The following is a 23669-nucleotide window of genomic DNA, read 5'->3' as shown; positions in this document are numbered from 1 at the left end:
GATTTATAAGAGGTGCTACCCCATACCCATCAAGCTAATATTTTGAAGTTTTGTTTTTTGCGAAAATTCCTATTGATATAACGAGTGTATATTGATAGAATTCAATTCATAAAATATAGACAATTTCATAAATTTCAAATCGGATGAAAATTAAATCTGATTTCTCTTATCAAGAGAGGTGGAGGGACTGTGCCCTGTGAAACCCAGCAACCATCAACTTTTACGTTGAAATGGTGCTAATTCCTGCAAAGCAAATGCTTTGAGAGATGAGAGGAAGGGATAATGTTGATATATGCATATAAACCTTTCTGCTCATTCTAAAAGCAGAAGGGTTTTTTGTTGTTCGAATGAGAGTGAAGGATATTCTGTGAGAAAACAGAGCGATTTATACAGTCGATGGTAATATTTATCCTATAATACATTCGATATTTTGAATGTTTAGTTATTTTATCGATTCCGTTTACGAAGATTCTCCGTGGGGTAAGTGCAGAACTGCCAGCTTTAATTATTGGAGCTTTAAAAGCAATAGGAGCAAAACGAGCACGATTATTGGGAAGGTATTAATTCTAGAATCCTTACTAGCACCAGTAGTTGGTATTACCATAACGACTATACAGCAATGGCTGGTGTTATCAGTGCTGGTAGAAAAGGGAAACTTGATTATTTAGAAGGATTTCAGTGCAGGAATAACGATGTGACAATCATTGCAACAATTTGTGTAGTACTCGTTGTTTTCCTAATTCAATGGATTAGTGATTTTGTTACAACGTGAATTGATAAAAAATAAATACATAAAAAAGAAGAAGGGTGTTTACAACATGAAAAAACTATTACTATCAGCACTTATTACAACGGCAATTTTTGGTTTAGCTGCTTGTGGAGGAAAAAGTGAAAATAAGCTTGTTGTTGGTGCTTCTAATGTACCGCATGCAGTTATTTTAGAAAAAGCAAAACCGTTACTTGAGAAAAAAGGTGTAAAACTAGAAATTGAAAAATTCCAAGACTACGTATTACCAAATAAATCATTAGCGAATAAAGAAATAGATGCGAACTATTTCCAAGGCCTTCCATACTTAGAGAAAGAAATGAAAGATAAAAAATATGATTTTGAAGTAGCTGGGAAAATACACATAGAACCAATCGGTATATATTCTCAAAAATATAAAAACCTAAAAGAGCTTCCAGATGGAGCAACAATTATTATGAGTAATGCAATTACTGATCATGGACGTGGTTTAGCGATTTTACAAAAAGAAGGTATTTTGAAAATTAAAGATGGTATAGAACCTGTAAAAGCAACCGTAAAAGATATTGCAGAAAACCCGAAAAATTTGAAATTCAAAACAGACATTGAGCCTGGTTTATTAGCACAAATGTATAACAATAAAGAAGGGATGCTATTTTAATTAACGCTAACTATGCAATTGATGCAAAATTAAATCCAAGGAAAGATGCAATCGCGATTGAAGGTAATGATTCTCCATATGTAAACGTAGTCGCCGTTCGCAAAGGCGATAAAGATAAAAAAGAAATTAAAGCACTTGTAGAAGTATTGCATTCGAAAGAAATTGAAGACTTTATTAATAAGGAATATAAAGGTGCAGTTATTCCTGTAAAAGAATAACTTTGGAAAGAATGGAGAATTTCGAGAGCGAGCTCTTCAAGATCAAGCACAGGAGTTAGTTGCTTTATGTGTATAGCTTAAGTACATCACTCATATTACTCTTTCATAAGGAATCCGGTGCTGAATCATCAGTACCGGATTTTTTAACCTTACAGAAATGTAATGTTCGTGTAAGGAGAATGAATAGATGGTATGTTAGCCGGGTGCTATAGTAACAAAGTAGTTATTTCATAAAGTTAAATGTGTGTTTTTCTACTAGTATATATATTCATTTTGATTTACCAACATATAAAACGCGGTTATGCATACACAAGCGAATCCCCACTCACTTTCTATCTTCGTTTTCACGTGGCATGGGGCTGAAAAAGGCACTAATCGCTTCTACGCATGGCCGAATGCTCTTTCCCACTTAAAGATTAGGTGTTATGTGGTTTTTCAATCTGTAGTTATATAAGCGCCCTTACATAACTGTCATGTTTGTGTAAGAAACATCGATAGTGGCAAGAGTAGGAGTTAGATATAGTGAAAATAGAGAATAGAAGAAGTGAGGGATATAGAGATGAAAACAGTGTTAGAAGCGAAAAATATTAAAAAAGTATATGATACAGGTGGAAATAAATTTGAAGCGTTAAAAGGTATTAACTTACAAGTGCAAGAAGGTGAATTCGTTGGAATTATGGGACCTTCTGGATCTGGTAAAACGACTCTTTTAAATGTTCTTTCTACAATTGATAATGCAACGAGCGGTGAGATTTTAATTGATGGGAAAGACATTGTGAAAATGAATGATGATAAATTAGCATTGTTCCGCCGTGATCATTTAGGATTCATTTTCCAAGATTATAACTTATTAGATACGCTAACGGTGAAAGAGAACATTGCATTACCACTTGCGTTATCAAAAGTGAAAGCAAATGAAATTGATCGCCGCGTTCTTGAAATTGCGAAGAAGTTTGGTATTGACCATATTTTAAGTCAATTCCCATACCAAGTATCGGGTGGACAGAAGCAGCGCTGCGCAGCATCACGTGCAATCGTTACAAATCCAAGTATGATTTTTGGGGACGAGCCAACAGGAGCTCTTGATTCAAAATCAGCAACAGACTTATTAGAAAGTATGAAGTCATTAAATGAATATGATAATTCAACAATTTTAATGGTAACGCATGATGCGTTTGCGGCAAGTTATTGTAAACGAGTTATCTTCATTAAGGATGGAGAGTTATATAAAGAATTGCACCGCGGGGAATTAACTCGTAAACAATTCTTCCAACAAGTAGTAGACGTAATGTCCGCAATTTCCGGAGGTGCAATGGATGACGTTATCTAGCATTGCCCTCCGCAATATACAGCGGAACTTTAAAGATTACTTTTTATATTTTGCATCGATGATCTTTAGCATCGTCATTTATTTTACATTTAAGGCACTTCAGTATAATTCACAAATGGAAAAGGCAGCGGAAGGTTCTAAGAAAATTAGTGGAGCATTCCAAGTTTCCAGTGTGATGCTAATTATTTTCGTAGCGGTATTTATTATATACTCTAACGGATTCTTTACACGGAAACGTAAAAAAGAAGTTGGACTCTATTCACTACTAGGAATTCGAAAAAGACAAATTGGTAAAATGTTATTTTATGAAAATATGCTGATGGGTTTGATGTCATTAGTAATCGGGATTGCAATTGGTAGTGTACTTTCGAAGTTATTCCTTGAGTTATTAGTAAGTATGATGGGACTAAACTTAAATGTTCACTTTGAAGTACCAATGGGAGCAATTATTGATACAGCAATTATCTTTTTTGTGATTATCCTTTATACATCACTGCAAGGATATCGTTTAATCTATCGCTTTAAATTAATTGAGCTTTTCCGTGCGGAGCGTGAAGGGGAAGCGATGCCAAAAGGATCAATGATTATGGCATTGATTTCAGTTTGTTTAATTGGTTCAGGTTATTTCTTATCACTGATGTATATTAAAGCTATTAAATATGCAGACTTTATGACAGTTGCGCTTTACATTCTACTTGCAACAGTACTTGGTACGTACTTACTATTTATGTTCTTTACAGTGTTTGTATTAAAACGAGCAAGACATAAGAAATCATCTTTCTATAACGGTATGAACATGGTAACGACGTCACAGTTACTGTACCGCATTAAAGGAAATGCAAAATCTCTAGCAACTATTGCAATATTAAGTGCGGTAACATTAACTGCAGTTGGTACGTCTGTTACGATGTATTACAACACGTTTAAACAAACGAAAGGTTATGCGCCGCACAGTTATTCTTACGAGAAAAAGGATGCGGCACTTGACAATAAAGTAAATGCGATTTTGGGTGAAGAGAAACAGAAGCATCCTGTAACGAACCAATTCGAAATAGAAATGGTTCCTGTTAAAGGGAAGTTTAAAGGCGAAAAAGCAGATATGGGTATGAATACAAATTATTTAGTTACCGAGAAATATCAGCTTGTATCGCAATCAGCATTTAATAACATAGCAAAGAATATGGATGTAGAGGCTGTAAGTTTGGCGGCTAACGAGGCATTCGTATTTGATGGTATGTATATTGAAGGGCAGGAGTTCAGCACTGTATATAAAGGGAATAAAGCGGTATTCCCGATTGGTAATGAAGCGAAAACATTAACGATTAAAGGTGCTGAAGGACGTAATATAACGAACTTAGGAGAACTATTCGTTGTTGTACCAGATGAAGTATATAAGAGTGCGAAGGCAGTAGCTGACACACGTATCGTTAAAAATATCGATGTAAAAGATGAGAAGAATAGTAAAGTGCTAACAGAGAAATTAAAGAAAGTGATGCCAGCTGGAGAATCAGAAGTTGCGCGACCTTTCAATGATTTCTACACTGGTTTCCATGGTATGCTGGAAGCAACAGGATTAATGATGTTTATCGGTCTATTCTTAGGACTTGTCTTCTTACTAGCAACAGGCTCCATCATTTACTTCAAACAGCTAACAGAAGCAAGTGCAGACCGCGATCGTTACGTTGTACTACGTAAAGTCGGGGTTACAAAACAAGAAATGAAAAAAGCAATTGCAAAACAAGTAAGCTTTATCTTTACAATTCCATTAGTAGTAGGGATTTGCCACAGTTTATTTGCATTAAAAGGCTTATCAAACTTGCTACCATTTGAAATATTAATCCCACTACTAATTAGTATCGGAGTATATAGTGTAATTTACATTGGATATTACTTCTTAACAGTTCGTTCTTACTATAAAATTGTGAGCGCGAAGTAATGAAGGAAGCAGCTATCGCTATAGGCGGTAGCTGTTTTTTATTTCTTCATAAAATCTTAAGAAATTTCCATGTTATTTTTTAAAAAATGATAGTTATACTTGGAGCTATATTAGACGATATTGAATGAACGGGAGAGGTTAGAGATGCAACTTATTACATTCTTAACCGAATTTGTGAAACATCCAAAGAATACTGGAGCAATTGCACCTAGTTCTAACATATTAGCCAAAAAGATGGTAGGCGCGATTAATTTCGAAGAAGCAAAGTATATTCTAGAATTGGGACCTGGAACAGGATCATTCACGAGAGAGATTATAAAGAGAAAAAAAGAACATACAATATTTATCTTGATTGAAATTAATGAAGTTTTTTTCAAAAAGTTACAGAAGCAGTTTAAGGACGATCCAAACGTTTTGGTTATACATGGATCAGCGGAGAACATAAAGAAATATATAAAGGAGTTACAAATAGAGAAGGTTGATTATGTATTATCAGGGTTACCTTTTACATCCTTACCAACGGAAGTATCATCTCGTATTTTATCCAGTGTAATGGAGTCATTAAGTGAGGACGGCGAGTTTATTACGTTTCAATATTCGCTTGCAAGGAAAGCATTTATCCAAACCTTTTTTCAGGAAATTTCACTAAAAAAGGTTTGGTTGAATCTTCCTCCAGCACATGTTCTTAGTTGTAGAAAAAGGCTAGGAGGTCATACGCCTAATGGAATTACATGAATTGTTATCCTATATTGAGCAGTATGGCTATGCGGCTTTATTCTTTTGTTTATGGTTTGGGATTGTAGGTATGCCAATTCCAGATGAAATGATTGTGATGAGTGGTGGGTTTGTATCGTCAGTAGGCATACTAAGTGTAATTCCAGCATTTTTATTAACCTATTTAGGTGTCGTATCCGGCCTCTCTTTAGGATATATACTTGGAAAGGTTTTTGGTGATAAAGTACTTGATAAATTGATGAAAAAGAAAAAGGCGAAGTATCTTTTACAATCACAAGAAATGATTGGTAAATATGGACATTATGCATTAGTAACAAGTTATTTTATACCTGTCGTTAGACATATTGTTCCTTATTTGGTTGGTATGAGTCGTATGTCATTTAAAATATATGCTTTGTATTCATACACGACGGGATTTATGTGGACGTTGCTTTATTTTATGCTTGGTTCTATGTTTGGTAAACACATCGAGGCGATTGTAGAACTTGCGACGAAGTATGGCCTCTATTTTGGTGGCACAATTGTCGTCATAGCAAGTGTTTTATATTTATATATACAAAAGAAAAATCAGGTAATAGGATAGATTACTTGTCTAAATATTCGTAGACAGTAAGGAAAAAAGCAGCTATTTTAAGTAATAGCTGCTTTTTTCAATCATTTATTTCAAATTCATAATTAGGAAGTAAACTTGCACTGTAGATAAGGAGAAAGAGGATCTTCTCTTTATTGGATTTCATAATTGAGGAATGTAGGGGAGATGGAACCTAATCTTTACAATTTTTGTAGTAGTCGTGTCCCGCTATTCATATCACCTTTACATAAAGGACATTTTGGTTCTTCTTCTAAAGAAAAGTTTTTACGCATCCATCCTAAACAATCTTCTGTTTGGCATTCCCATACAGCGATTTCTTCTGGATCTTCTACAGGCTTATTATTTCTTTTCCAATACATACAATCACTCCTCTAAAGTGAAAAATTTTTCTAAAAAAATAAAAAGGTTGTTAACGTTTTTTGTTAACAACCTTTTATATTTTTAATTATAATGTTTATTTTATAAAAATGCGAACTTTATAAATTACCAAAGTATAACAAGGACTCTATTATACTAATTCTGGGTTATAAATCATCGTAAAATGTCCTGGCAATAATTCAATTTGGCACGGTGTATGAAGAGAGAGCTCTCCTACCTAAAAAGAAAGGTTTTATGTTGGTTTTTCAATTTGTATTTATATAGTAGTGGATGATATGAATAAACTTCCATCAAAAATTGATGGAAGTTGTATGTGGTTTTATTTTTCTGTTACTACTGAAGCGATAAATGGTAAGTTACGATATTTTTCTGCACAGTCAATGCCATAGCCGACGATAAATTCATCTGGAATTTGGAAACCTACATACTCGGCTGTCAAATCAACTTTACGACGCTCTGGTTTATCAAGTAATGTACAGAACTTTAATGCTTTTGGTTTATGCATAAAGAAGTGGTCTTTTAAGAAGTGAAGTGTTAAGCCAGAATCGATAATGTCTTCTACAACAATTACATTTTTGCCTGTAATGTTGACATCGATATCTTTTAACAATTTAACTTTTCCTGTTGTTTCCGTTTGGTTGCCGTAACTAGATGCAGAGATAAAGTCGATTGTTACTTCATTTTTAATGTGACGAATTAAATCAGCAGCAAAGACGAAAGAACCTTTTAGTACTGCGATCACAACGATTTCTTCTCCTTCAAAATCGCGTTCAATTTGCAGTGCTAGTTCTTTTACCTTTGTTTGTAATGCTTCTTCAGAGATTAAAGTATCTTTTATTTCAATTTTCATTAGAATCCTCCTGCGTTGTAAAACTTGTGAACATTTTGACTGTAAAGGATTGAAGGGGAAAAGTCAAAAAAGAGAAATACATATTGGCTAAAGGTTTATATTAGGAAGGCCAGAATAAAATAAAATGAAAGTTCGATTTGAGGTTTTTATGATCCGTTCATGCTAGAGCCAAGAATTATTATAATCCCAGTTATGTTTTATATGATTCTTTTATATTGTATGACGAAAGTAGTGAACGGATATAAACATAATAGAATAGAGTAAGCAGAAGATTTATATAGAGTATTATTTTTCGTCCAACGTGGTTAGAGAGTAGAGGTGAGGAAATAAAAAAGAATTTGATTTATCTTAGAGGAATTCCTTTATTTTTATAATAGCATTCTTTTTACAAAAATCCCCACAAAATAGTCTGATGATATGATATACTGATCACATTAAGAAAACGCTTCCATTAAGGGGATAATCATGAAAAAGAAACAGTACACAAGTGTTACATTTATAAAAGCATTACTTTTAACAATCGTTCTTGGTATGTTGGCTTACTTAATTGATGTTCCTGCTATTCGCATTTCACTCATTGGGATGACTTTAGTTCTTGGAGCAATTTCTCATGGAATGATGTTGCAACTGTATGAAGCTGGATTAGATGATATGAAAAAATATATAGATGAAAAATGATTAAAAACCCTCCATTCGTTTAGATGAAGGGTTTTTTTCATTTCTTACAAAAATGTAAGGTGATTTGTAAGAAAAATCGATAGTTGAGTAGTCGTCTTTTGGATAAACTTATAGATGTAAGGTAAAAGGCAAGCACATTTTAGGTAAAATAAGCTTTAGGCACTATATGTGAAAAGGAGTAGGAGGGAATGGAGAAACGTTGGACGACCCTTGCTTTGTTATCAACTAGTAATACGATGGTACTAGATGAAGAGATGGGCCTTTTGCACTTGTTTGATCGAGAAAACGATCATTCTTCTTCACAGTTTACAATGAAATGGTGTAAATGGAGCGAGAGTTGTAATCTTAAAGAAGAGACCCCTAATGAAGAGCAAAGGATCATTCTCACAAACCCTATAGAGGCATGGGCCTTCCAACGTCGTAAGTGTAACGTGAAAAATCACTTAAAGAAAACTGAGCCGAGACAATTAGTTATCACTCCAGCCCCTTTTACTCTAAATTCACGCGAAAGTAACAATTAGACACTGAGACACAGAAAAAGCATTGTAGAGGGAATCTACAATGCTTTTTATCCCGCATGAATTTCCATTCATGCGGGATAAAAAGGAATTTAGTGAAAGCGAAACATCTATACTAATTGTAAGGATGTAACGGTAAAATGTTACTATTAAAATATAAAAGTAACAAAAATGATAAAAATATTACATTTATATTACAAAAGTGTTGTTTACACCTATAATTCGTAATATAATTTACTTGTAGGGTATAGAAACTAAAAAATAATTTATTATTTGGGAGACTGGGAAAAATGAAAAAAATTATTTTGCTAGTTTTAATGTCTGTAATGTTTTTAGTACCTGCCGTTTCTCATGCAGAAACAAGTGGAAATGTGAATCAGGCTGTCCCGAAAGAAGAACAAGCTATACAAAAAATGGAATGGGTAAAAGCTGGAGATTCATGGTATTACTTTGATAAAGATGGAAAAGCTCATGAAGGATGGTTAAGTTATAACGGAAATTGGTATTACTTTATAGATGGAATCATGGTGCAAAAAGATTATGTTAGGGAAAATGGAAGAGATTATTATTTAGGTAATGATGGTGTTATGCAGACTGGTTGGATACATGATGGTGAAGATCGTTGGGTATATGCAAATCCAGATGGATCACTGAAAACAGGTTGGGTAAAAGAAGGGAATAAGTGGTATTATATTCATCGTGGATTAATGGAAACTGGATGGGTAAGAACTAATGCAGGTTGGTATTATATGAATCCGAATGGTACGATGAAAACAGGTTGGTTGCAAGAATCTGGGAACTGGTATTATTTAAAATCTGACGGTGCAATGGCAATAGGCAAACACTTAATTAATGGTACTTGGTATTCATTTAAAGATAACGGTGTTATGCTCTAGATATTTAAAAAAAGAGGCTGCCGAAAGTAGTTGAATTAGCTACTTTCGGCAGCCTCTTTTTATTCCGTAAATAGAGAGGTGTGCAGAGGGAATTTTGATTTCTTGAAGGTAATTGAATCTTTAAGAAAAATCCATTTCATCTGCATCTCATATTTACATACCAGATATATTCTATGAATACATCCGATGCGATGTGAAAAAAGTATACTAAGGAGAGATATAAATGAAAAAGAAACTTGTACCAATCTGTGCGATGGCACTTTTATCAGTAGGATATTCTTCGGTAGCAAGTGCGTCTACTGGGACAATGACAAAGGAAGAAGTGGCACAAGTACAGCAAGATACAACGAAAAAAGAAGCAGCAATGCAGGAACAACAAAAACAAGATAAGATGAAAAAAGAAGCGGCAGTACAAGAGCAACAAAAACAAGATAAGATGAAAAAAGAAGGAATTCAAGAACAACAAAAACAAGATCAAATGAAAAAAGAAGCGGCAGTGCAAGCTACAAAAGGTGAGAAACTACCAAATACAGCATCAAATAGCATAATAATGATGACGTTAAGCGCGTGCCTTGTAGCATTAGGATCATTGTTTGGATTTACGCGCCGTAAAATTAAAGCGTAAAACAAAATATAAATTAGTCTATAAAGAATGGGATAATTTCATATATTAAAAATGGTAGGATATCCCTGCCATTTTTTGCATGGAGGGATTAAAGTGAGACTTATAAATCGTATTGGACTTGCTTTCATGATAGTCGGTATTCTTATGGGGACGTATTATTTTTTTGAATGGTACAAAGGAAAAAGTTCCGCACAAGATTTAACGACAGAAGAGATAAAGAATTTTGAAAAAATAGAATTAAAAGGGCATTCCACTGAAACACCTGTGAATTCTCAAGTACCTTCTTCTCAAATGCCATATAAAGAAGGAGAGAAAGTCGCGATGTTAAATATCCCCAAAATAAAGAAGAAGTTCTCTATATATTGGGGAGCAAATGATAGCACATTGAAAAAAGGAGTTGGTATGTTTGTTAGTGATATGACAACAGCTCCATCTGAAGGAGGACACACTGTACTGAGTGGACATCGCGATACTGTATTTACAGAACTAGGAGAGCTTAAAGAAAAAGATAACCTCATTATGGAATACGATAATAAGATTTATAGTTATGAGATTCAAAAAATGTGGATTACACATGCGGATGATCGCACAGTCATAGTAAAGAAAGAAGAATCAACATTAACGCTGACGACGTGCTATCCATTTGATTATATAGGTGATGCACCAGATCGATATATTATTGAAGCGAAATTGATTGCTACTGATTCAAAATGAGAGTATAGTACTCTGTCTTTAGCTATTTAGAATGAGAGAAGGGGGAAGGGAATATGACAAAAACAATTTTAATTGTTGAGGATGAAGATATTTTACGCGAAATATTGAAAGATTATTTTCTAAATGAGCAATATAAAGTACTTGAGGCAAGAGATGGGAAAGAAGCTTTATCCTTGTTTGAAGAAGAAGAGGTTCATTTAGTTATTCTTGATATCATGTTACCGGAATTGGATGGTTGGTCTGTTTGCCGAAGAATCCGTAAAACGTCTCAAGTGCCGATTATTATGCTCACGGCACGTGTGGATGAAGATGATACGTTACTTGGATTTGAGTTAGGAGCGGATGATTATGTAACGAAGCCATATAGTCCGCCTATTTTACTAGCGAGGGCAAAGCGATTACTTGAAAGTCGAATACTTACAAGTAAATCTCCAAGTAATGAAAATGATACGCTATCTATTCATGGAATTTGTGTTCATTTCCCATCACGTATCGTTACGATAGAGGGAGTGGACATTAATTTAACACATACAGAGTTTGAGATATTGACCTATTTTATGCGGAATCAAGGAATTGTTTTGACAAGAGAGCAATTGATTTCAAGAATTTGGGGATATGAATTTGCTGGTGATGACCGGACAGTGAATAGTCATATCCGTAATTTACGAAATAAATTAGGAGATAAAGCAAAGTACATTACGACTGTTGTTCGGATGGGGTATAAATTTGAGGGGAATGTATGAGCAAAGGGATTGTACTCAAATTATTTATTCTTACAACAGCACTATGCATGTTGATTTTAGCGACGATTTTTATTGGACAAACGATATTTTTTAAACAATATTATGCCAACAGAAAAGTTAGTGATATTCAAACAAATATAAGCTCTTTTGAGAGAGAGTATTTGAATAGTGATGGTAACACAGAAGCAATTCAGAAACTGGAACAAGATTTTTATAGAGAAAATAATACATGGATTACAGCATTAGATAGTGATGGGAATTTAAAACATGCGACTGATTTTTATTTCGAAGTAAAGCTGGATCGGCTATCGCAGAAGGAACTTGGAAAAACAAACCTTACAATCCCTCTCTATTATCTTATGGGGATAGAAGAGGTTGAAAATGAAAAAATGCCGCATTTTTCAGGGTTGCAAATTTCAGTTTATGGAATGGTTAGAGATTCTACATTTGTTCCTGCTGTATTAAATTTAAGTAAGGGTATAAATTGGTCCAACAAGCCATTAGATAAGAAAATAAATGAAATAGCTCCTAAGGTGAAAGAGGAAAAGAAAAGTGCTGCTCAAGTTCCTAGTACTGGTTTTGGGGGAACTATTACAAAAGTGCAACTACCTGATAGTAAAGGGATAGTGAATCCACTTTATAAAAACACTTTGTTCTTGGAGAGTATAAAAGAATTTCAAGCGGACTTACTGTTAAATGAAAATAAAGATAACAATGATGCCTTAAGAATAAATGACTATGAAAAAAATGATATAAAATATAAATTATTAATTAAACCGATAAAGGAAAAGGATGGCTCTTTAACATATATATTCGCGATGGCGTCCTTGCAGCCCGTAGATGAAGCAGTACAAATGGTAAAGGATTATTATGTATATATTATTGCATTTGTGCTAGTACTTACCTTGTTGGCATCTTTTTATTACTCAAAACAAATTGCAAAACCGCTATTACGAATTAATGATACAACGAAAAAAATTGCACATTTAGATTTTTCGGAAAGAATCCCAATTACTTCAAAAGATGAGATTGGCGATTTATCTAACAACATTAATATATTATCAAATACATTGCACACACATATTGAACAATTAGAACAAGATATTGAAAAAGAAAGAAAGCTAGAAAATACGAGAAAAGAATTTATTTCAGGTGTCTCACATGAATTGAAAACACCGCTAAGTATTATGAAAAGCTGTATTTCGATTCTAAAAGATGGGGTAGCCGAACATAAGAAAGAATATTATTTTCAGGCAATGGAAAAAGAAGTGGATAAGATGGATATGTTAATTTTGGACATGCTGGAGTTAGCTAAATTTGAATCTGGCACGTATAAAATGCAGATGGATACTTTTCATATTGATGAGGTCATTGAGCATATATGTGGACAACTATCATTAGAAATAGAGAAGAAACAACTTCATATTCACAAACACATATCTCCAGCTCAAGTTGTTGCAAATCAACATCGCATTGAGCAAGTAATTGTCAATTTCATTACGAATGCAATCCGTTATACACCTGAAAAAGAGGATATTATTATTTCTACAATAGATGAGCTAAATCAAATAAAGATTTGTATAGAAAATAAAGGCACTCATATTGAAGAAGAACAATTAGATAAAATATGGGACCGTTTTTACCGTATAGATACAGCTCGTCAACGTTCAAACGGTGGAACGGGACTCGGACTTGCTATTTCCAAAAATATTTTGGAACTTCATGGCGTAGAGTATGGTGTAAATAATACAGCAGATGGTGTGTTGTTTTACTTCTATTTAAATAAAAAAGTGTAGTAGGGTTTGTCTAAATACACAGAATGAAAAAGGTCTTTCTCAGTAGAGAAAGGCCTTTTGGTTTTTATTAATAGTACATCTAATGGTCTCAAATCTCTATTTATCCCGTATTAACGGGCAGGAAGACCCCCATCCGGGGTCTTCTCGGTTAAAATAATAAAAAATAAGACTGCCATTTAGGCACTCTTATTTTTTAAATTCATATTATGTGCACCGATACTTTTAAATAAGCGTGGTGAAGTTGAAAACAGGAGTAGTAGTAATACTGTGCATAATGCAAATGAACCAAGCATTGTACTACCATTCACGATCAATGAATAAAGAACAGCTGACTGTCCTGGTGGTGCGTACTTCCCAAAGAAGATAACACCAGCAATAAAGTGACAGAAATAACGGGCAAAGCTACCAACAAATGTAGCAAGGATAATATAAAAAAGCGCCTTTTTCCCTTGACCGCTTTTTGATGAAGGTTTATCTTTGCGGCTACCAATGTCGGATTGTACGTTAGATGTATGTTGGTTGTTCGCAAGTGCCTTTTGAATTGGACGATAGAATAAACCAGCAAAACCGATAAAAGCAAATGCAACGAAGTACTCAATAAACGCTTGAACTGGCGTTAAAATGTAAGCATCGCCAACTACGATTTGTAGTAGACCCCAAATGAGTCCTCCTAAGAAAGCAGTTTTAAAGCCCCAGCGGTAAGCGATAATAAAAATAGGAATCATTGCAAATGAAACAGAACCGCCTGTTGGAAGTTTAATTGATAGTGGTAAAATGTCGATGATCAAGGCGAAGGCTGCAAGGATTGCAGATTCAATCATCGCTTGTAAATTGGTGTTACGCATGTTGTTAATCCCCCTAAATCCAAGTTGCACAAAAAAGAATACTTATCATAGGGAGATATGAAATACGTAAGTGGAAAAAGAATGAGGTATTTCAAGTTCAACGTTTGCACAATTCCTACGTTAGCATTAACTAACAGGTTCTAAGGGTCGGAACGAAGTGTTCCCTCTCAGCAGCAAAGCTCCCCCTGTGATAACGAGATTCTTTATTTGTTAGGTTTATTGTAATTGAAATGGATGAGAATGGCAAATGAATCTATTAGGAACAATCATTTAAATATGTAAATACAAATTGAAATAAAACCTTCCCTTTTAGATGGGAGAGAGGATCCGGCCATGGATAGAAGCGGTCAGACCCTCTTCCTGCCCCGTGCCAAGTGAAAATAAAGGGAGAAAACGAGTGCAGCTCACCTTTTGTTATCCATAGCAGTAACTTATATGTTGAAAAATTTAAATATATTTAAATAAAACCTTTCTTTTTAGGTGGGAGAGAGGATCCGGCCATGGATAGAAGCGGTCAGACCCTCTTCCTGCCCCGTGCCAAGTGAAAACAAAAGGAGAAAACGAGTGGAGATCTCCTTTTGTTTTTATAGCAGCGACTTATATGCCAGCAAATCAACATGGATATATATAATTCTCCCGAAATGTTAATAAATAGGAAGAAAAAATATATAGTACTTGATTCATAGAATGTGATATAATTTTCTTGAAAATAATTATCATTCTCTTTTGAGGGGGAAGATTATGAGCTTAGTTGACATTAAAATAGGTGAAAAAGTATTAGTTAAAAATTTACAAACGTTAGATAAATTATTAAAGCGGAGATTAGCTGCTTTTGGTCTTTCAGAAGGAAGTGAACTTCGTATGAAACAAAGAGCGATGTTTAAAGGGCCGTGTACATTAGAGTGCCGTGGACAATTAATTAGTATTCGTCATTGTGACGCGAAAATGATAAAGGTGGAATTAGCGTGAATAAGGTTGCGTTACTAGGGAACCCGAATACAGGGAAAACATCATTATTTAATGCGCTGACTGGTTCTTATGAATATGTAGGAAACTGGAGCGGAGTAACAGTAGAAAAGAAGGTTGGTAAGTTAAAGGGGAAGCAAGGGACATTAATTGATTTACCAGGTATATATGATTTAAATCCTGTTTCTCGTGATGAAGGTGTTGTTACAAAGTTTCTACTAACAGAAGAATTTCATCATATGCTAAATATTGTTGACTCTTCTCAATTTGAACGCAATATGCATTTAACATTGCAACTACTAGAGTTTGGTAAACCAGTTTCTATCGGTTTAAATATGATTGATGTTGCGAAGCAACGCGGAATTGTTATTAATGCGAACAGATTGTCAGAAATATTAGGAGTAACGGTCGTTCCTGTTGTTGCGAGAAGTGGTAAAGGTTGTGAAGAATTACTGGCTACTCTTCATGAGAACGAGAAGAAAGAGAAAAAGCCTTTCACTCTTTCTTATGGTAAAGAAGTAGATGCAGGTATTGAAGAAATCATGGATCTTTTAACTCAAGCAAATTATGAGCATCCTAGATGGCTTACACTTCAATTTTTAAGTAATAACGAAGTAGTAGAACAAGAAGTTAAAAGATTGCCTGTTTATGAAAAGCTTGTAGCAATTCGTTCTAAATTAGAAGCGAAACTTGATAGTACGCTAGAACAGCATATTTACCGGACACGTGCAGCGTATATTGAAAAGTTAAAAACAAATGTCATTCAGCATGAAAAGGAAGGAAAGATTCCCTTTTCAGAAAAAATTGATAAGTTAATTACACATAAAATTTTAGGACTTCCAATCTTTTTAGCAGTTATGTTTTTTATTTTTCAGGTTACGTTTACGTGGATTGGTACGCCTTTATCAGATATGCTTGATGAATTTCTTGGTGGGCAGTTTACGGATTGGGTAACGGCAGGTTTAACAAACATTGGTGCCTCTGAGTTTATTCAAGCGCTCGTTACAGAGGGAATTATTGCCGGCGTTGGTGCGGTATTAGTATTCGTTCCACAAATTTTTGCATTGTTCTTCTTTATTTCGTTATTAGAAGACTCAGGGTATATGGCCCGCATTGCAGTTGTAATGGACCGTATTATGGAATTCTTTGGTTTAAACGGAAAAGCATTTATTCCTATGATTATCGGTTTTGGTTGTAACGTTCCCGGGATTATGGCAGCGAGAACGATTGAGCAGGAAAAAGAAAGATTACTTACCGTTTTAGTAACACCATTTATGTCTTGTTCAGCGCGTTTACCTGTATATGCATTATTTGCGGGAGTCTTTTTCCCGAATAGTCAAGCGACTGTTGTGTTCTCTTTATACATTGCAGGTATTGTACTTGCTTTACTCGTTACAAAAGTAATGTCTCTTACTGTTTTAAAAGAAGAAAAATCTATTTTCGTTATTGAGCTTCCGCCTTATCGTGTACCACAAGCAAAAACATTGTGGCTTAGTACGTGGGAAAAAGGAAAAGGTTTCGTACGTAAAGCTGGTACATTTATCTTTGGTGGATCTGTTGTTATCTGGTTACTCAACTATGCTGGTCCATCTGGATTTGGCGTCGATATGGGAGAAAGTTACTTAGCGATTATTGGTGGCTTTATTGCACCAATCTTAGCACCGCTCGGTTTTGGAACATGGCAAGCAGCGGCATCATTATTAACAGGATTTTTAGCAAAAGAAGTTGTTGTTTCAACAATGGCCATTATTTATGCGGTGAAAGAGGATGTATTAGGAAATGTAATGGGAGCGCACTATACTGCATTATCAGCATATGCGTTTATGTTCTTCATTTTGTTATATGTTCCATGTTTGGCGACAGTAGCTGTTATTCGTCGTGAAACAGGATCTGTCAAGTGGACAATTTTCTCTGTTGTTTATCCACTTATAGTTGCTTATGTTTTAACGCTCGTTATATACCAAGTCGGATCCTTACTCGGATTCTAGAAGGAGATGTATCATAATGATGGTCAATATTGTAATTGGAGCTATCATTTTTGGTTATGCAGGATATACATTATTCAATTTTGTGAAGAGAAGTAAAAAAGGGAAATGCGCAGCATGTTCCTTAAATAAATCATGTCAGTCAAATAGTTGTAGTCCTGATATGGAGCGAGTCGTTAATAAGTAGAAAAAAGCTTTGCGGATTTCGCAAAGCTTTTTTTATGACTTGCTATTTTTATAGTGGTTTGAATGATTGATTTTGAGGATATCAAAGGATTTGATATGAGGTCAATGTTGAGAAGGGAATGTCATATTATAGTTTACATATTCAAGAAATAACATGTAAGGACATCTTAGTTTTGATATAATGTACACATAGGCTTTAAAAATGAATATTCTTACTGTAGAGGAAGAATTTTTAGTTTTCCAGGTATTGAATTTGAAATATGAAGCAGTTTATAGGAGGAGTTTAAATGTCTGTTTTTAAACGATTAAGAGATTTAACAATGTCAAATGTGTATGCATTAATTGAAAAGGCAGAAGATCCAGTTAAGATGACGGATCAATATTTACGCGATATGCAAGAGGATGTACAAGAAGCTGAGAAGAGTGTAGCAGCTCAAATTGCGCTTGAGAAAAAGTTTAAATTATTGTTTGAAGAACAAGAAGCACTTGTAAAGAAACGTGAAGAACAAGCACATATGGCTGTTCAAGCAAATAATATTGATCTTGCACGACGTGCTTTAGAAGAAAAACAAAATGTAGAGCAAAAGATGAATGAATATAAAGCGAGTTATGAGCAAAATAAAGCAGCTGCTGATAATCTTCGTGCGAAATTGGAAGAAATGCGTAAACAATTAACTGAACTGAGAAATAAACGTGAAACACTTGTGGCGCGTGTGAACGCAGCGAAAGCACAAAAGAATATTAATCAAGCAATGTCTGGATTTGATGCAAATACAGCAAAAGCTGGTTTAAGCCGTATGGAAGAAAAAGCTCTTCAATTAGAGGCTGAAGCAGAAGCAAGCGGTGAAATTTATAAAAAAGAAAAGTCGTTAGATGATGAATTTGCGGCTTTAAATAAAAACTCAGCTGTGGATGATGAACTAGCACGTATTATGAAGCAGTATGAGAAATAATATATAAATGAAAAGCTAAAACCCTTTCTTTTTAGGTTGGAGAGAGCGTCCGCCCATGTATAGGAGCGGTCAGTACCTTTTTTGGTCGCATTCCGCGTGAAAACAAAAAGAGGAGACCTGTTTTTGTTTTCATAGCCGCGGTTTATGTGTTGGAAAATCAAAATGGATATATAGAAGATAAAGGAACCGACATGTCATGAAAATCAATCATGTCGGTTTTCTATTATTCTCTAGAGGAGGTTTCACCATGACATGGATGAATGTGTTAGCCATGCTTGTATGGACAGGAGCAAGCGCTGTTCTTTTATTTGTACTTATGTGGGTTGATTCTATCTTTACAAAATATAACGATTTGGTAGAAATTAAAAAAGGGAATATTGCTGTGACAACGCGCTTTATTATGAAGTTATTTGCGCAAGGATATATTTTGTCACAGTCGATTACGAAAGCAAATGATTTATGGCAAGCGCTGCTTGCATCGGCAGTTTCATTCGTTATTTTGTTAGTTGTAGAAATGTTTATCGAACTCATTTTGAAAAAAGTGGCTGGTTTAGATTTAGAAGGGGGAACGAAACAAGGGAATGTTGCACACGCTTTATTGGCTGGTTCGTTACATGTTGTCGGGGCCCTCATTTTAGCAGCTTGTCTATAACGAGAAAAGGAGGGGATAGATTATGAGTTTATTCAAACGAATTAAAAATATAATGAAAAGTCCAGAACCCGCTAAGCCAGAAAAAAGCCTATTAACGTTAACGCCTGGTGATATGATCGAAGTTTCATTAGTGATGTACGAAATGATTGGAAAAACAAGTATGCATTCTCGGAATGAAATTATTTTAACATTGCAGGACGGAAAGACCATTCGCTATTTAAAAATTGAAAATCGTGAAAGCACCTATTATAAACTATATACACCAATTGATGGTCGTTTAGATTCTATAAATGAGATTCCAACGACGATCGAAATGGATGATATCGAGTATCATATGGAAGAGCAATATAACGGACGTGCTGTTGTGATGGGGAAAACGCCATTTGCAATATCTGATGAACAACACGTATGGGAGTTCCAATCTGACAACCGGAAGCTACTTCGCATTGAGTGGCAAGATGGCCGTACAATGATGTATGAGGGAGAATCGATTCTTTCTGCTGATGTACAAATTATAAGGGCAACGTAAGGGGGCGGTAATCATGTCAAACCGATTGTTTACCATGATTAAATCATTCATAATCCCTATCTTTGCCATTGTTACGTTACTTGTAATTGCTGGTTTTGCTTTATCGGGGTGTCAAAATGAAAAATCGATTCAAGATCGTTACCCATTAGAATCAGTTGCAAAAGACGGCAAGCAAGAATCATATGTGTATAGGGCCGCCAATCAATCAGTTCCAGAGGTGGCAAAGGAGCTGATTGATGAAAGGGAACCAAAACAAGCGTCTAAAGAAGATGAAAATCAGATGTTCCTTGTGTATTCTGATAAAATATACAACATTCAGAAAGACAAAGAGAAACCATCGGATACATTAGTTGAGATAAGTAACAAAGAGTTTGTCCGTCAAAATTATCAGCCATCTTTCTTACAAGGTTATATTTTAGCAAGTATATTAGACGATATATTTGATTTGCGTAAATCGTATCATGGCGATTACCGTGGATATACAGATCGGAAAAATCATAAACCGGTTATTCCAGAAAGACCGCCTACAAAAGAAGAGAAGAAGACACCACCGCCTATTACAAAGCAAGGTAAGGGTTCTATTATTAAGAGAAGTGATAAAGTAGATCCAAAGACATCCGTAGGCGATAAAGGAAGCATTACAGAAAAAGAGACGAAAACTGTACCACCGTCTACTGAGAATAAAGGAAAGATTATTAAATCACCGGGCGGTTCTAGTGGTTCAGATGTGAAGCCGAAATCTTCGATTAAAAGCCCGCCGAAGAATACGTCTCCCCCTAAAACACGGGTTGGTGGATCTGGGAAGGTTACGAAGAGAAGATAAACATAAAAAAGCTCAAGAAGTGAAGGGAATGCTTCTTGGGCTTTTTTTACTACCACTTGCTTTCTTATCGTTTCCATGTTTTTAGGTGATGCAAAAGGCTTTGCCTCGAAAAGTTGTTTTATTACTTTTGCTTTGAGGATAGGTGTGAACCGATTAATAATAGATATAAGCACTGTAGGAATGACAATGGTCGAAACGGGTATAATCCATCGTTTTTTCTTATAAAAATTTTTTTGGCTCACTTTAACCAGCCTTTCTTAAGATTTATCGTAGTTCTGTATTTTATCATTCCTTGATGTTTCATTGTTATTATGTACCCTGCTATTTATGATTCCTACTCCTACTTTAACAATTCAGCGAAAGTAAAGAAATTAGTTGGGGAATCAAGGCCCCCACAATGATTAAAGTTTTACTTTATACCATTATCCCCTTATATCTTGTATATTCCTTTTCAATTTCAAGATCGAGTATCCATGTTTCATGAGTATGTGGAATGGATAAAGCATGGTGGAAAGTGGGGAAGACCATAAAAGGTTATGTTAGTAATAAGCCACTATCTTAAATGAAGAAGATAGTGGCTTATTGTTTTGAATCATAATTTAGTGAGATTTCCGTACTTTTACAATTTTTTTACCGATAAAAAGAATTTGTCCTCCTATAGCAAAAAGTAATATACCGGCTATTATATAAGGTAAAGTAACAGGTGCTATTCCTTTTTCTAAAAGTATTCCGTTTGTCATTGTCCCAATGGAACCAGAAAAATAATTAATAGAGCTAAGTAAAGCAATTGAAATGGTAGCATGATCTGGACTAATTTCTAAGAGTGTTTTTTGTTGGGTGACTAGTGCCGCCCACCCTGTACTTCCCCAAAGAATTAAACAGATGGCTAACAATAACGCAGTTTCATGGAAAACTCCCATGCATATAAATGAGAAAAACATGATTCCCATTAAGTACAGTAATATGATCTTTGGCTTTTTATAAAAATCCATTATAAACCCGATTATAAAACTTCCGGCAATTCCGCCGATTCCCCACATCCAAATAAATAGGATAGATTTTTGGAATCCATATGCAGTAATGATGGAATCTAAGTATGTGTACAAGCCCAAACTACAAAAGCTTAATATCATTGTAATAAGCATGACAAGAGAGATTTTTTTGTTTTTGAACATACTTAGCCGTGCTTTTAATGTTGGCAAAGGACTAGATTCTATCATAGGGAATTTAGCGAAGAGAGCAAATATCCCGATTGCCCCAATTGTGACGATAAACCACATCGCCATGCGCCATTCATAAATGGAAGCGATATATATACCAAATGGAACGCCAATTACGGTTCCAGCACTCATTCCGAGTAAAACAGTGCTTAAAGCTCTCCCCCTTCTTTTTTCAGAAACTAATGTAACAGCAGCAGATGATGCCAATGGTGAATATAGACCAGCACCTATGCCAGCCAAGCCTCTAGAAATTAATAGAATAATAAAATGATGAGTCACAGCAGTCAGGAAGTTAGAGACTGTGAAAAGGAATAATGCTGCTAATAATGTATGTTTTGGATTCGTCTTTCTCATGCATGTAGCAAACAAAGGAGCTGCAATCGCATAGCAGATTGTGAAGATACTTACGGTTTGCCCAGCAGTCCCAATCGAAACATGAAAATCATCAGCGATTTGAGGTAATATTCCTGCCATTATATAAGCATCTACTCCTAATGCGAACATCCCGAGTGTTAATAAAAATATTTTATTCAATGTGAATCCTCCCTTGGATGAATTGTTCTATTTTTATCGTAACGGGTATAATGAAATTAATGAAATTCATATTTTAAATGAGAGGTATGAGTAAAATTCATGACGATAGCTAGATATGAAATTTTTCAAAAGGTAGTAGAGTTAGGTAATTTTACTAGAGCGGCAGAACAATTGAACATGACACAATCAGCCGTGAGTCATGCGATTGCTAGTTTAGAAAAAGAATTTGGTCATTCTTTGTTACATAGAAATAAGCAAGCTGAAATTAGAAGAACCGAGTTTGCAAATCGTATTTTTCCACATATTCAAAATGTGTTAAAGAGTGAAGCAGCGATTAAACAAGAAGTATCTATGCAAAATAAGAGATTGGAAGGTACGCTCAAAATCGGGGCATTTACGAGTGCAGCGGCACAAATACTACCGTCTATGTTGTTGCAGCTTAAAAAGAGTTACTCAGGTGTTAAAGTTTTATTATTTGAAGGTACATATGGAGAAGTAATGGAATGGATTGATAATGGTACAGTGGATATAGGGTTTGTATTGGAATCAAATGTAAATAAACAAATGAAATCAATACTCGTTAGTAAAGATGAGATTGTATTAGGACTACCAAAAAATCATCTGTTAGTGAATCAAAAAATAATTGATATTCAACAAATTGATGGGATGGACTTTATTATGCCGAAGGGACCGTATCAGCCATTAGTGATAAAAAATTTATCCGATTACCAAGTATGCCCAAATATCATATTAGAAGTGTTGAATTGTGAAACGATTGTTAATATGGTTTCACAAAATATTGGGATTACGATGGGGCCAGAGTTATTTTTTAAATCACATAAGAATATTGAAATGAAAAAATTAAAGCAGAAACAATATCGGCACATTCATTTAGCATGTAAAGAAAAGTCACCTATAATAGATGCTTTTTTTACATGTAATCAACTGTCGATTCATTCCTAGGATTGTATAAGAAGATAAAAAATGCGCAGAAGAAGAATATATGGAAAAAAACAGTAATAAAGAAATGCATCAGCAAAAATTTACATGTAATCATTTATAACAAGAATTACCAATGTGCCATGGAAGTGGTGCACCTTTTTACTATTATTCTATTCCTGAAAGAGAAAGGCAAAAATGTTTTGAATTAAATGCTGATCTTTGCATTATGGACGGGGAGCATTACTTTATTTGATGCTGTATTGAAATATCAGTGTTAAATAGTAATGAAACATTCATGTGGGATGTTTGGGTGTCTTTAAGTAAAGCAAATTTTGATAGAACAATGGAACTATGGGAAACTGAAGGGAGAGAGGGAGAAGAGCCTTATTTCGGTTGGCTTTCTACGTCGATTCCTGGTTATCCAGAAACATTAAATTTGAGGACCAATGTTCATACAAGAGCTATAGGTGTAAGACCTCTTATCGAATTAGAACCGACGAATCATCCTTTGGCATTTGAACAGAGGGAAGGAATTACGGTAGAACGAGTTAAGGAAATTAAAGAGATGATGATTCAGCATGACTAGAAGATAAGTGCAAATCAAAAAAGCCATCCTTTC

The 23669-nt window shown here is 34.8% G+C and carries 23 protein-coding genes, 3 pseudogenes and 2 riboswitches; of the genes and pseudogenes, 22 read left to right on the top strand and 4 right to left on the bottom strand.

Annotation, left to right across the window (positions count from 1 at the left end):
* The first annotated feature begins 163 nt into the window (after positions 1–163).
* Positions 164–273, top strand: a riboswitch (SAM riboswitch).
* 98 nt (positions 274–371) lie between these two features.
* From ACM6HU_RS17730 to ACM6HU_RS17705, 6 genes and pseudogenes are all read left to right on the top strand, one after another.
* A pseudogene (locus tag ACM6HU_RS17730) lies at positions 372–772 on the top strand (ABC transporter permease); the annotation flags it as partial.
* Between the two features lie 46 nt (positions 773–818).
* Positions 819–1624, top strand: a pseudogene (gene metQ / locus ACM6HU_RS17725) (methionine ABC transporter substrate-binding lipoprotein MetQ).
* A gap of 559 nt (positions 1625–2183) precedes the next feature.
* Positions 2184–2954 carry an ABC transporter ATP-binding protein gene (locus tag ACM6HU_RS17720; RefSeq protein ID WP_003201420.1) on the top strand — a complete coding sequence of 257 codons (771 nt, stop codon included), beginning with the start codon at positions 2184–2186 and terminating at the stop codon, positions 2952–2954.
* Positions 2941–4890, top strand: coding sequence for an ABC transporter permease (locus ACM6HU_RS17715; protein WP_016116812.1), 1950 nt, complete (start codon positions 2941–2943; stop codon positions 4888–4890). The genes ACM6HU_RS17720 and ACM6HU_RS17715 overlap by 14 nt, the downstream gene beginning before the upstream one ends.
* A gap of 144 nt (positions 4891–5034) precedes the next feature.
* Complete coding sequence (locus ACM6HU_RS17710) at positions 5035–5625, top strand: class I SAM-dependent methyltransferase (RefSeq protein WP_006096328.1); 591 nt, start codon at positions 5035–5037, stop codon at positions 5623–5625.
* On the top strand, positions 5612–6208 hold the full coding sequence (locus tag ACM6HU_RS17705) for a DedA family protein (RefSeq protein ID WP_016116811.1): 597 nt from the start codon (positions 5612–5614) through the stop codon (positions 6206–6208). Before ACM6HU_RS17710 ends, ACM6HU_RS17705 begins: the two co-directional genes overlap by 14 nt.
* Before the next feature lie 188 nt (positions 6209–6396).
* Here ACM6HU_RS17705 and ACM6HU_RS17700 read toward each other — a convergent pair whose 3' ends face one another.
* A complete protein-coding gene (locus ACM6HU_RS17700; RefSeq protein WP_006096330.1) occupies positions 6397–6576 on the bottom strand; it encodes a cold-inducible protein YdjO-related protein in 180 nt (59 codons plus the stop codon).
* Between the two features lie 338 nt (positions 6577–6914).
* Complete coding sequence (hpt, locus tag ACM6HU_RS17695; protein WP_003201413.1) at positions 6915–7445, bottom strand: hypoxanthine phosphoribosyltransferase; 531 nt, start codon at positions 7443–7445, stop codon at positions 6915–6917.
* 462 nt (positions 7446–7907) lie between these two features.
* Between hpt and ACM6HU_RS17690 the strand changes: the two genes are divergently transcribed.
* The 7 genes from ACM6HU_RS17690 (at position 7908) to ACM6HU_RS17660 (ending at position 13415) form a co-directional block, all read left to right on the top strand.
* On the top strand, positions 7908–8123 hold the full coding sequence (locus ACM6HU_RS17690) for a hypothetical protein (protein ID WP_139350076.1): 216 nt from the start codon (positions 7908–7910) through the stop codon (positions 8121–8123).
* A gap of 188 nt (positions 8124–8311) precedes the next feature.
* Complete coding sequence (locus ACM6HU_RS17685; RefSeq protein WP_016116808.1) at positions 8312–8644, top strand: hypothetical protein; 333 nt, start codon at positions 8312–8314, stop codon at positions 8642–8644.
* 287 nt (positions 8645–8931) lie between these two features.
* Complete coding sequence (locus ACM6HU_RS17680) at positions 8932–9537, top strand: N-acetylmuramoyl-L-alanine amidase family protein (protein ID WP_016116807.1); 606 nt, start codon at positions 8932–8934, stop codon at positions 9535–9537.
* Positions 9538–9760: 223 nt separating this feature from the next.
* Positions 9761–10162, top strand: a complete 402-nt coding sequence (locus tag ACM6HU_RS17675; RefSeq protein ID WP_016116806.1) for an LPXTG cell wall anchor domain-containing protein — start codon at positions 9761–9763, stop codon at positions 10160–10162.
* Between the two features lie 93 nt (positions 10163–10255).
* Complete coding sequence (locus ACM6HU_RS17670; RefSeq protein WP_016116805.1) at positions 10256–10876, top strand: class D sortase; 621 nt, start codon at positions 10256–10258, stop codon at positions 10874–10876.
* Between the two features lie 53 nt (positions 10877–10929).
* Positions 10930–11619: a response regulator transcription factor gene (locus ACM6HU_RS17665; RefSeq protein ID WP_016116804.1), complete on the top strand. Its 690-nt coding sequence runs from the start codon at positions 10930–10932 to the stop codon at positions 11617–11619.
* Positions 11616–13415, top strand: a complete 1800-nt coding sequence (locus tag ACM6HU_RS17660; RefSeq protein WP_077295548.1) for a sensor histidine kinase — start codon at positions 11616–11618, stop codon at positions 13413–13415. The genes ACM6HU_RS17665 and ACM6HU_RS17660 overlap by 4 nt, the downstream gene beginning before the upstream one ends.
* A gap of 176 nt (positions 13416–13591) precedes the next feature.
* Here the strand turns inward: ACM6HU_RS17660 and thiT are convergent, their stop codons facing one another.
* The gene (gene thiT / locus ACM6HU_RS17655) at positions 13592–14260 is read right to left on the bottom strand and encodes an energy-coupled thiamine transporter ThiT (RefSeq protein WP_016116802.1); all 669 of its coding nucleotides are present in this window, start codon (positions 14258–14260) and stop codon (positions 13592–13594) included.
* Positions 14261–14354: 94 nt separating this feature from the next.
* Positions 14355–14456: riboswitch (TPP riboswitch) on the bottom strand.
* Between the two features lie 545 nt (positions 14457–15001).
* Between thiT and ACM6HU_RS17650 the strand changes: the two genes are divergently transcribed.
* From ACM6HU_RS17650 to ACM6HU_RS17620, 7 genes are all read left to right on the top strand, one after another.
* Positions 15002–15229, top strand: coding sequence for a FeoA family protein (locus ACM6HU_RS17650; protein WP_016116801.1), 228 nt, complete (start codon positions 15002–15004; stop codon positions 15227–15229).
* The gene (gene feoB, locus ACM6HU_RS17645) at positions 15226–17214 is read left to right on the top strand and encodes a ferrous iron transport protein B (RefSeq protein WP_016116800.1); all 1989 of its coding nucleotides are present in this window, start codon (positions 15226–15228) and stop codon (positions 17212–17214) included. The genes ACM6HU_RS17650 and feoB overlap by 4 nt, the downstream gene beginning before the upstream one ends.
* Positions 17215–17230: 16 nt before the next feature.
* On the top strand, positions 17231–17398 hold the full coding sequence (locus tag ACM6HU_RS17640) for a FeoB-associated Cys-rich membrane protein (protein WP_016116799.1): 168 nt from the start codon (positions 17231–17233) through the stop codon (positions 17396–17398).
* Between the two features lie 286 nt (positions 17399–17684).
* Positions 17685–18350, top strand: a complete 666-nt coding sequence (locus ACM6HU_RS17635) for a PspA/IM30 family protein (protein WP_016116798.1) — start codon at positions 17685–17687, stop codon at positions 18348–18350.
* Positions 18351–18597: 247 nt separating this feature from the next.
* Complete coding sequence (locus ACM6HU_RS17630) at positions 18598–19002, top strand: DUF350 domain-containing protein (protein WP_033671598.1); 405 nt, start codon at positions 18598–18600, stop codon at positions 19000–19002.
* A gap of 22 nt (positions 19003–19024) precedes the next feature.
* On the top strand, positions 19025–19531 hold the full coding sequence (locus tag ACM6HU_RS17625) for a DUF4178 domain-containing protein (RefSeq protein WP_016116796.1): 507 nt from the start codon (positions 19025–19027) through the stop codon (positions 19529–19531).
* A 13-nt stretch (positions 19532–19544) separates the two neighbouring features.
* Positions 19545–20354, top strand: a complete 810-nt coding sequence (locus tag ACM6HU_RS17620) for a DUF4247 domain-containing protein (protein WP_077295550.1) — start codon at positions 19545–19547, stop codon at positions 20352–20354.
* Between the two features lie 599 nt (positions 20355–20953).
* Here ACM6HU_RS17620 and ACM6HU_RS17615 read toward each other — a convergent pair.
* Positions 20954–22108, bottom strand: coding sequence for an MFS transporter (locus tag ACM6HU_RS17615; RefSeq protein ID WP_016116794.1), 1155 nt, complete (start codon positions 22106–22108; stop codon positions 20954–20956).
* Positions 22109–22207: 99 nt separating this feature from the next.
* On the opposite strand from ACM6HU_RS17615, the gene ACM6HU_RS17610 reads away from it, so the two are divergent.
* Together ACM6HU_RS17610 and ACM6HU_RS17605 are read left to right on the top strand one after the other, a co-directional pair.
* Complete coding sequence (locus ACM6HU_RS17610; RefSeq protein ID WP_016116793.1) at positions 22208–23071, top strand: LysR family transcriptional regulator; 864 nt, start codon at positions 22208–22210, stop codon at positions 23069–23071.
* A 112-nt stretch (positions 23072–23183) separates the two neighbouring features.
* Positions 23184–23636, top strand: a pseudogene (locus ACM6HU_RS17605) (DUF2199 domain-containing protein).
* Positions 23637–23669 lie beyond the last annotated feature (33 nt).

Origin of the sequence: Bacillus sp. IT-79MI2 (genome assembly GCF_949768135.1) — a bacterium.
Taxonomy (GTDB): Bacteria; Bacillota; Bacilli; order Bacillales; family Bacillaceae_G; genus Bacillus_A; species Bacillus_A pseudomycoides.
The sequence above is the reverse complement of the archived record's forward strand: the minus strand, read 5'-3'. Positions and strand labels throughout refer to the sequence as shown.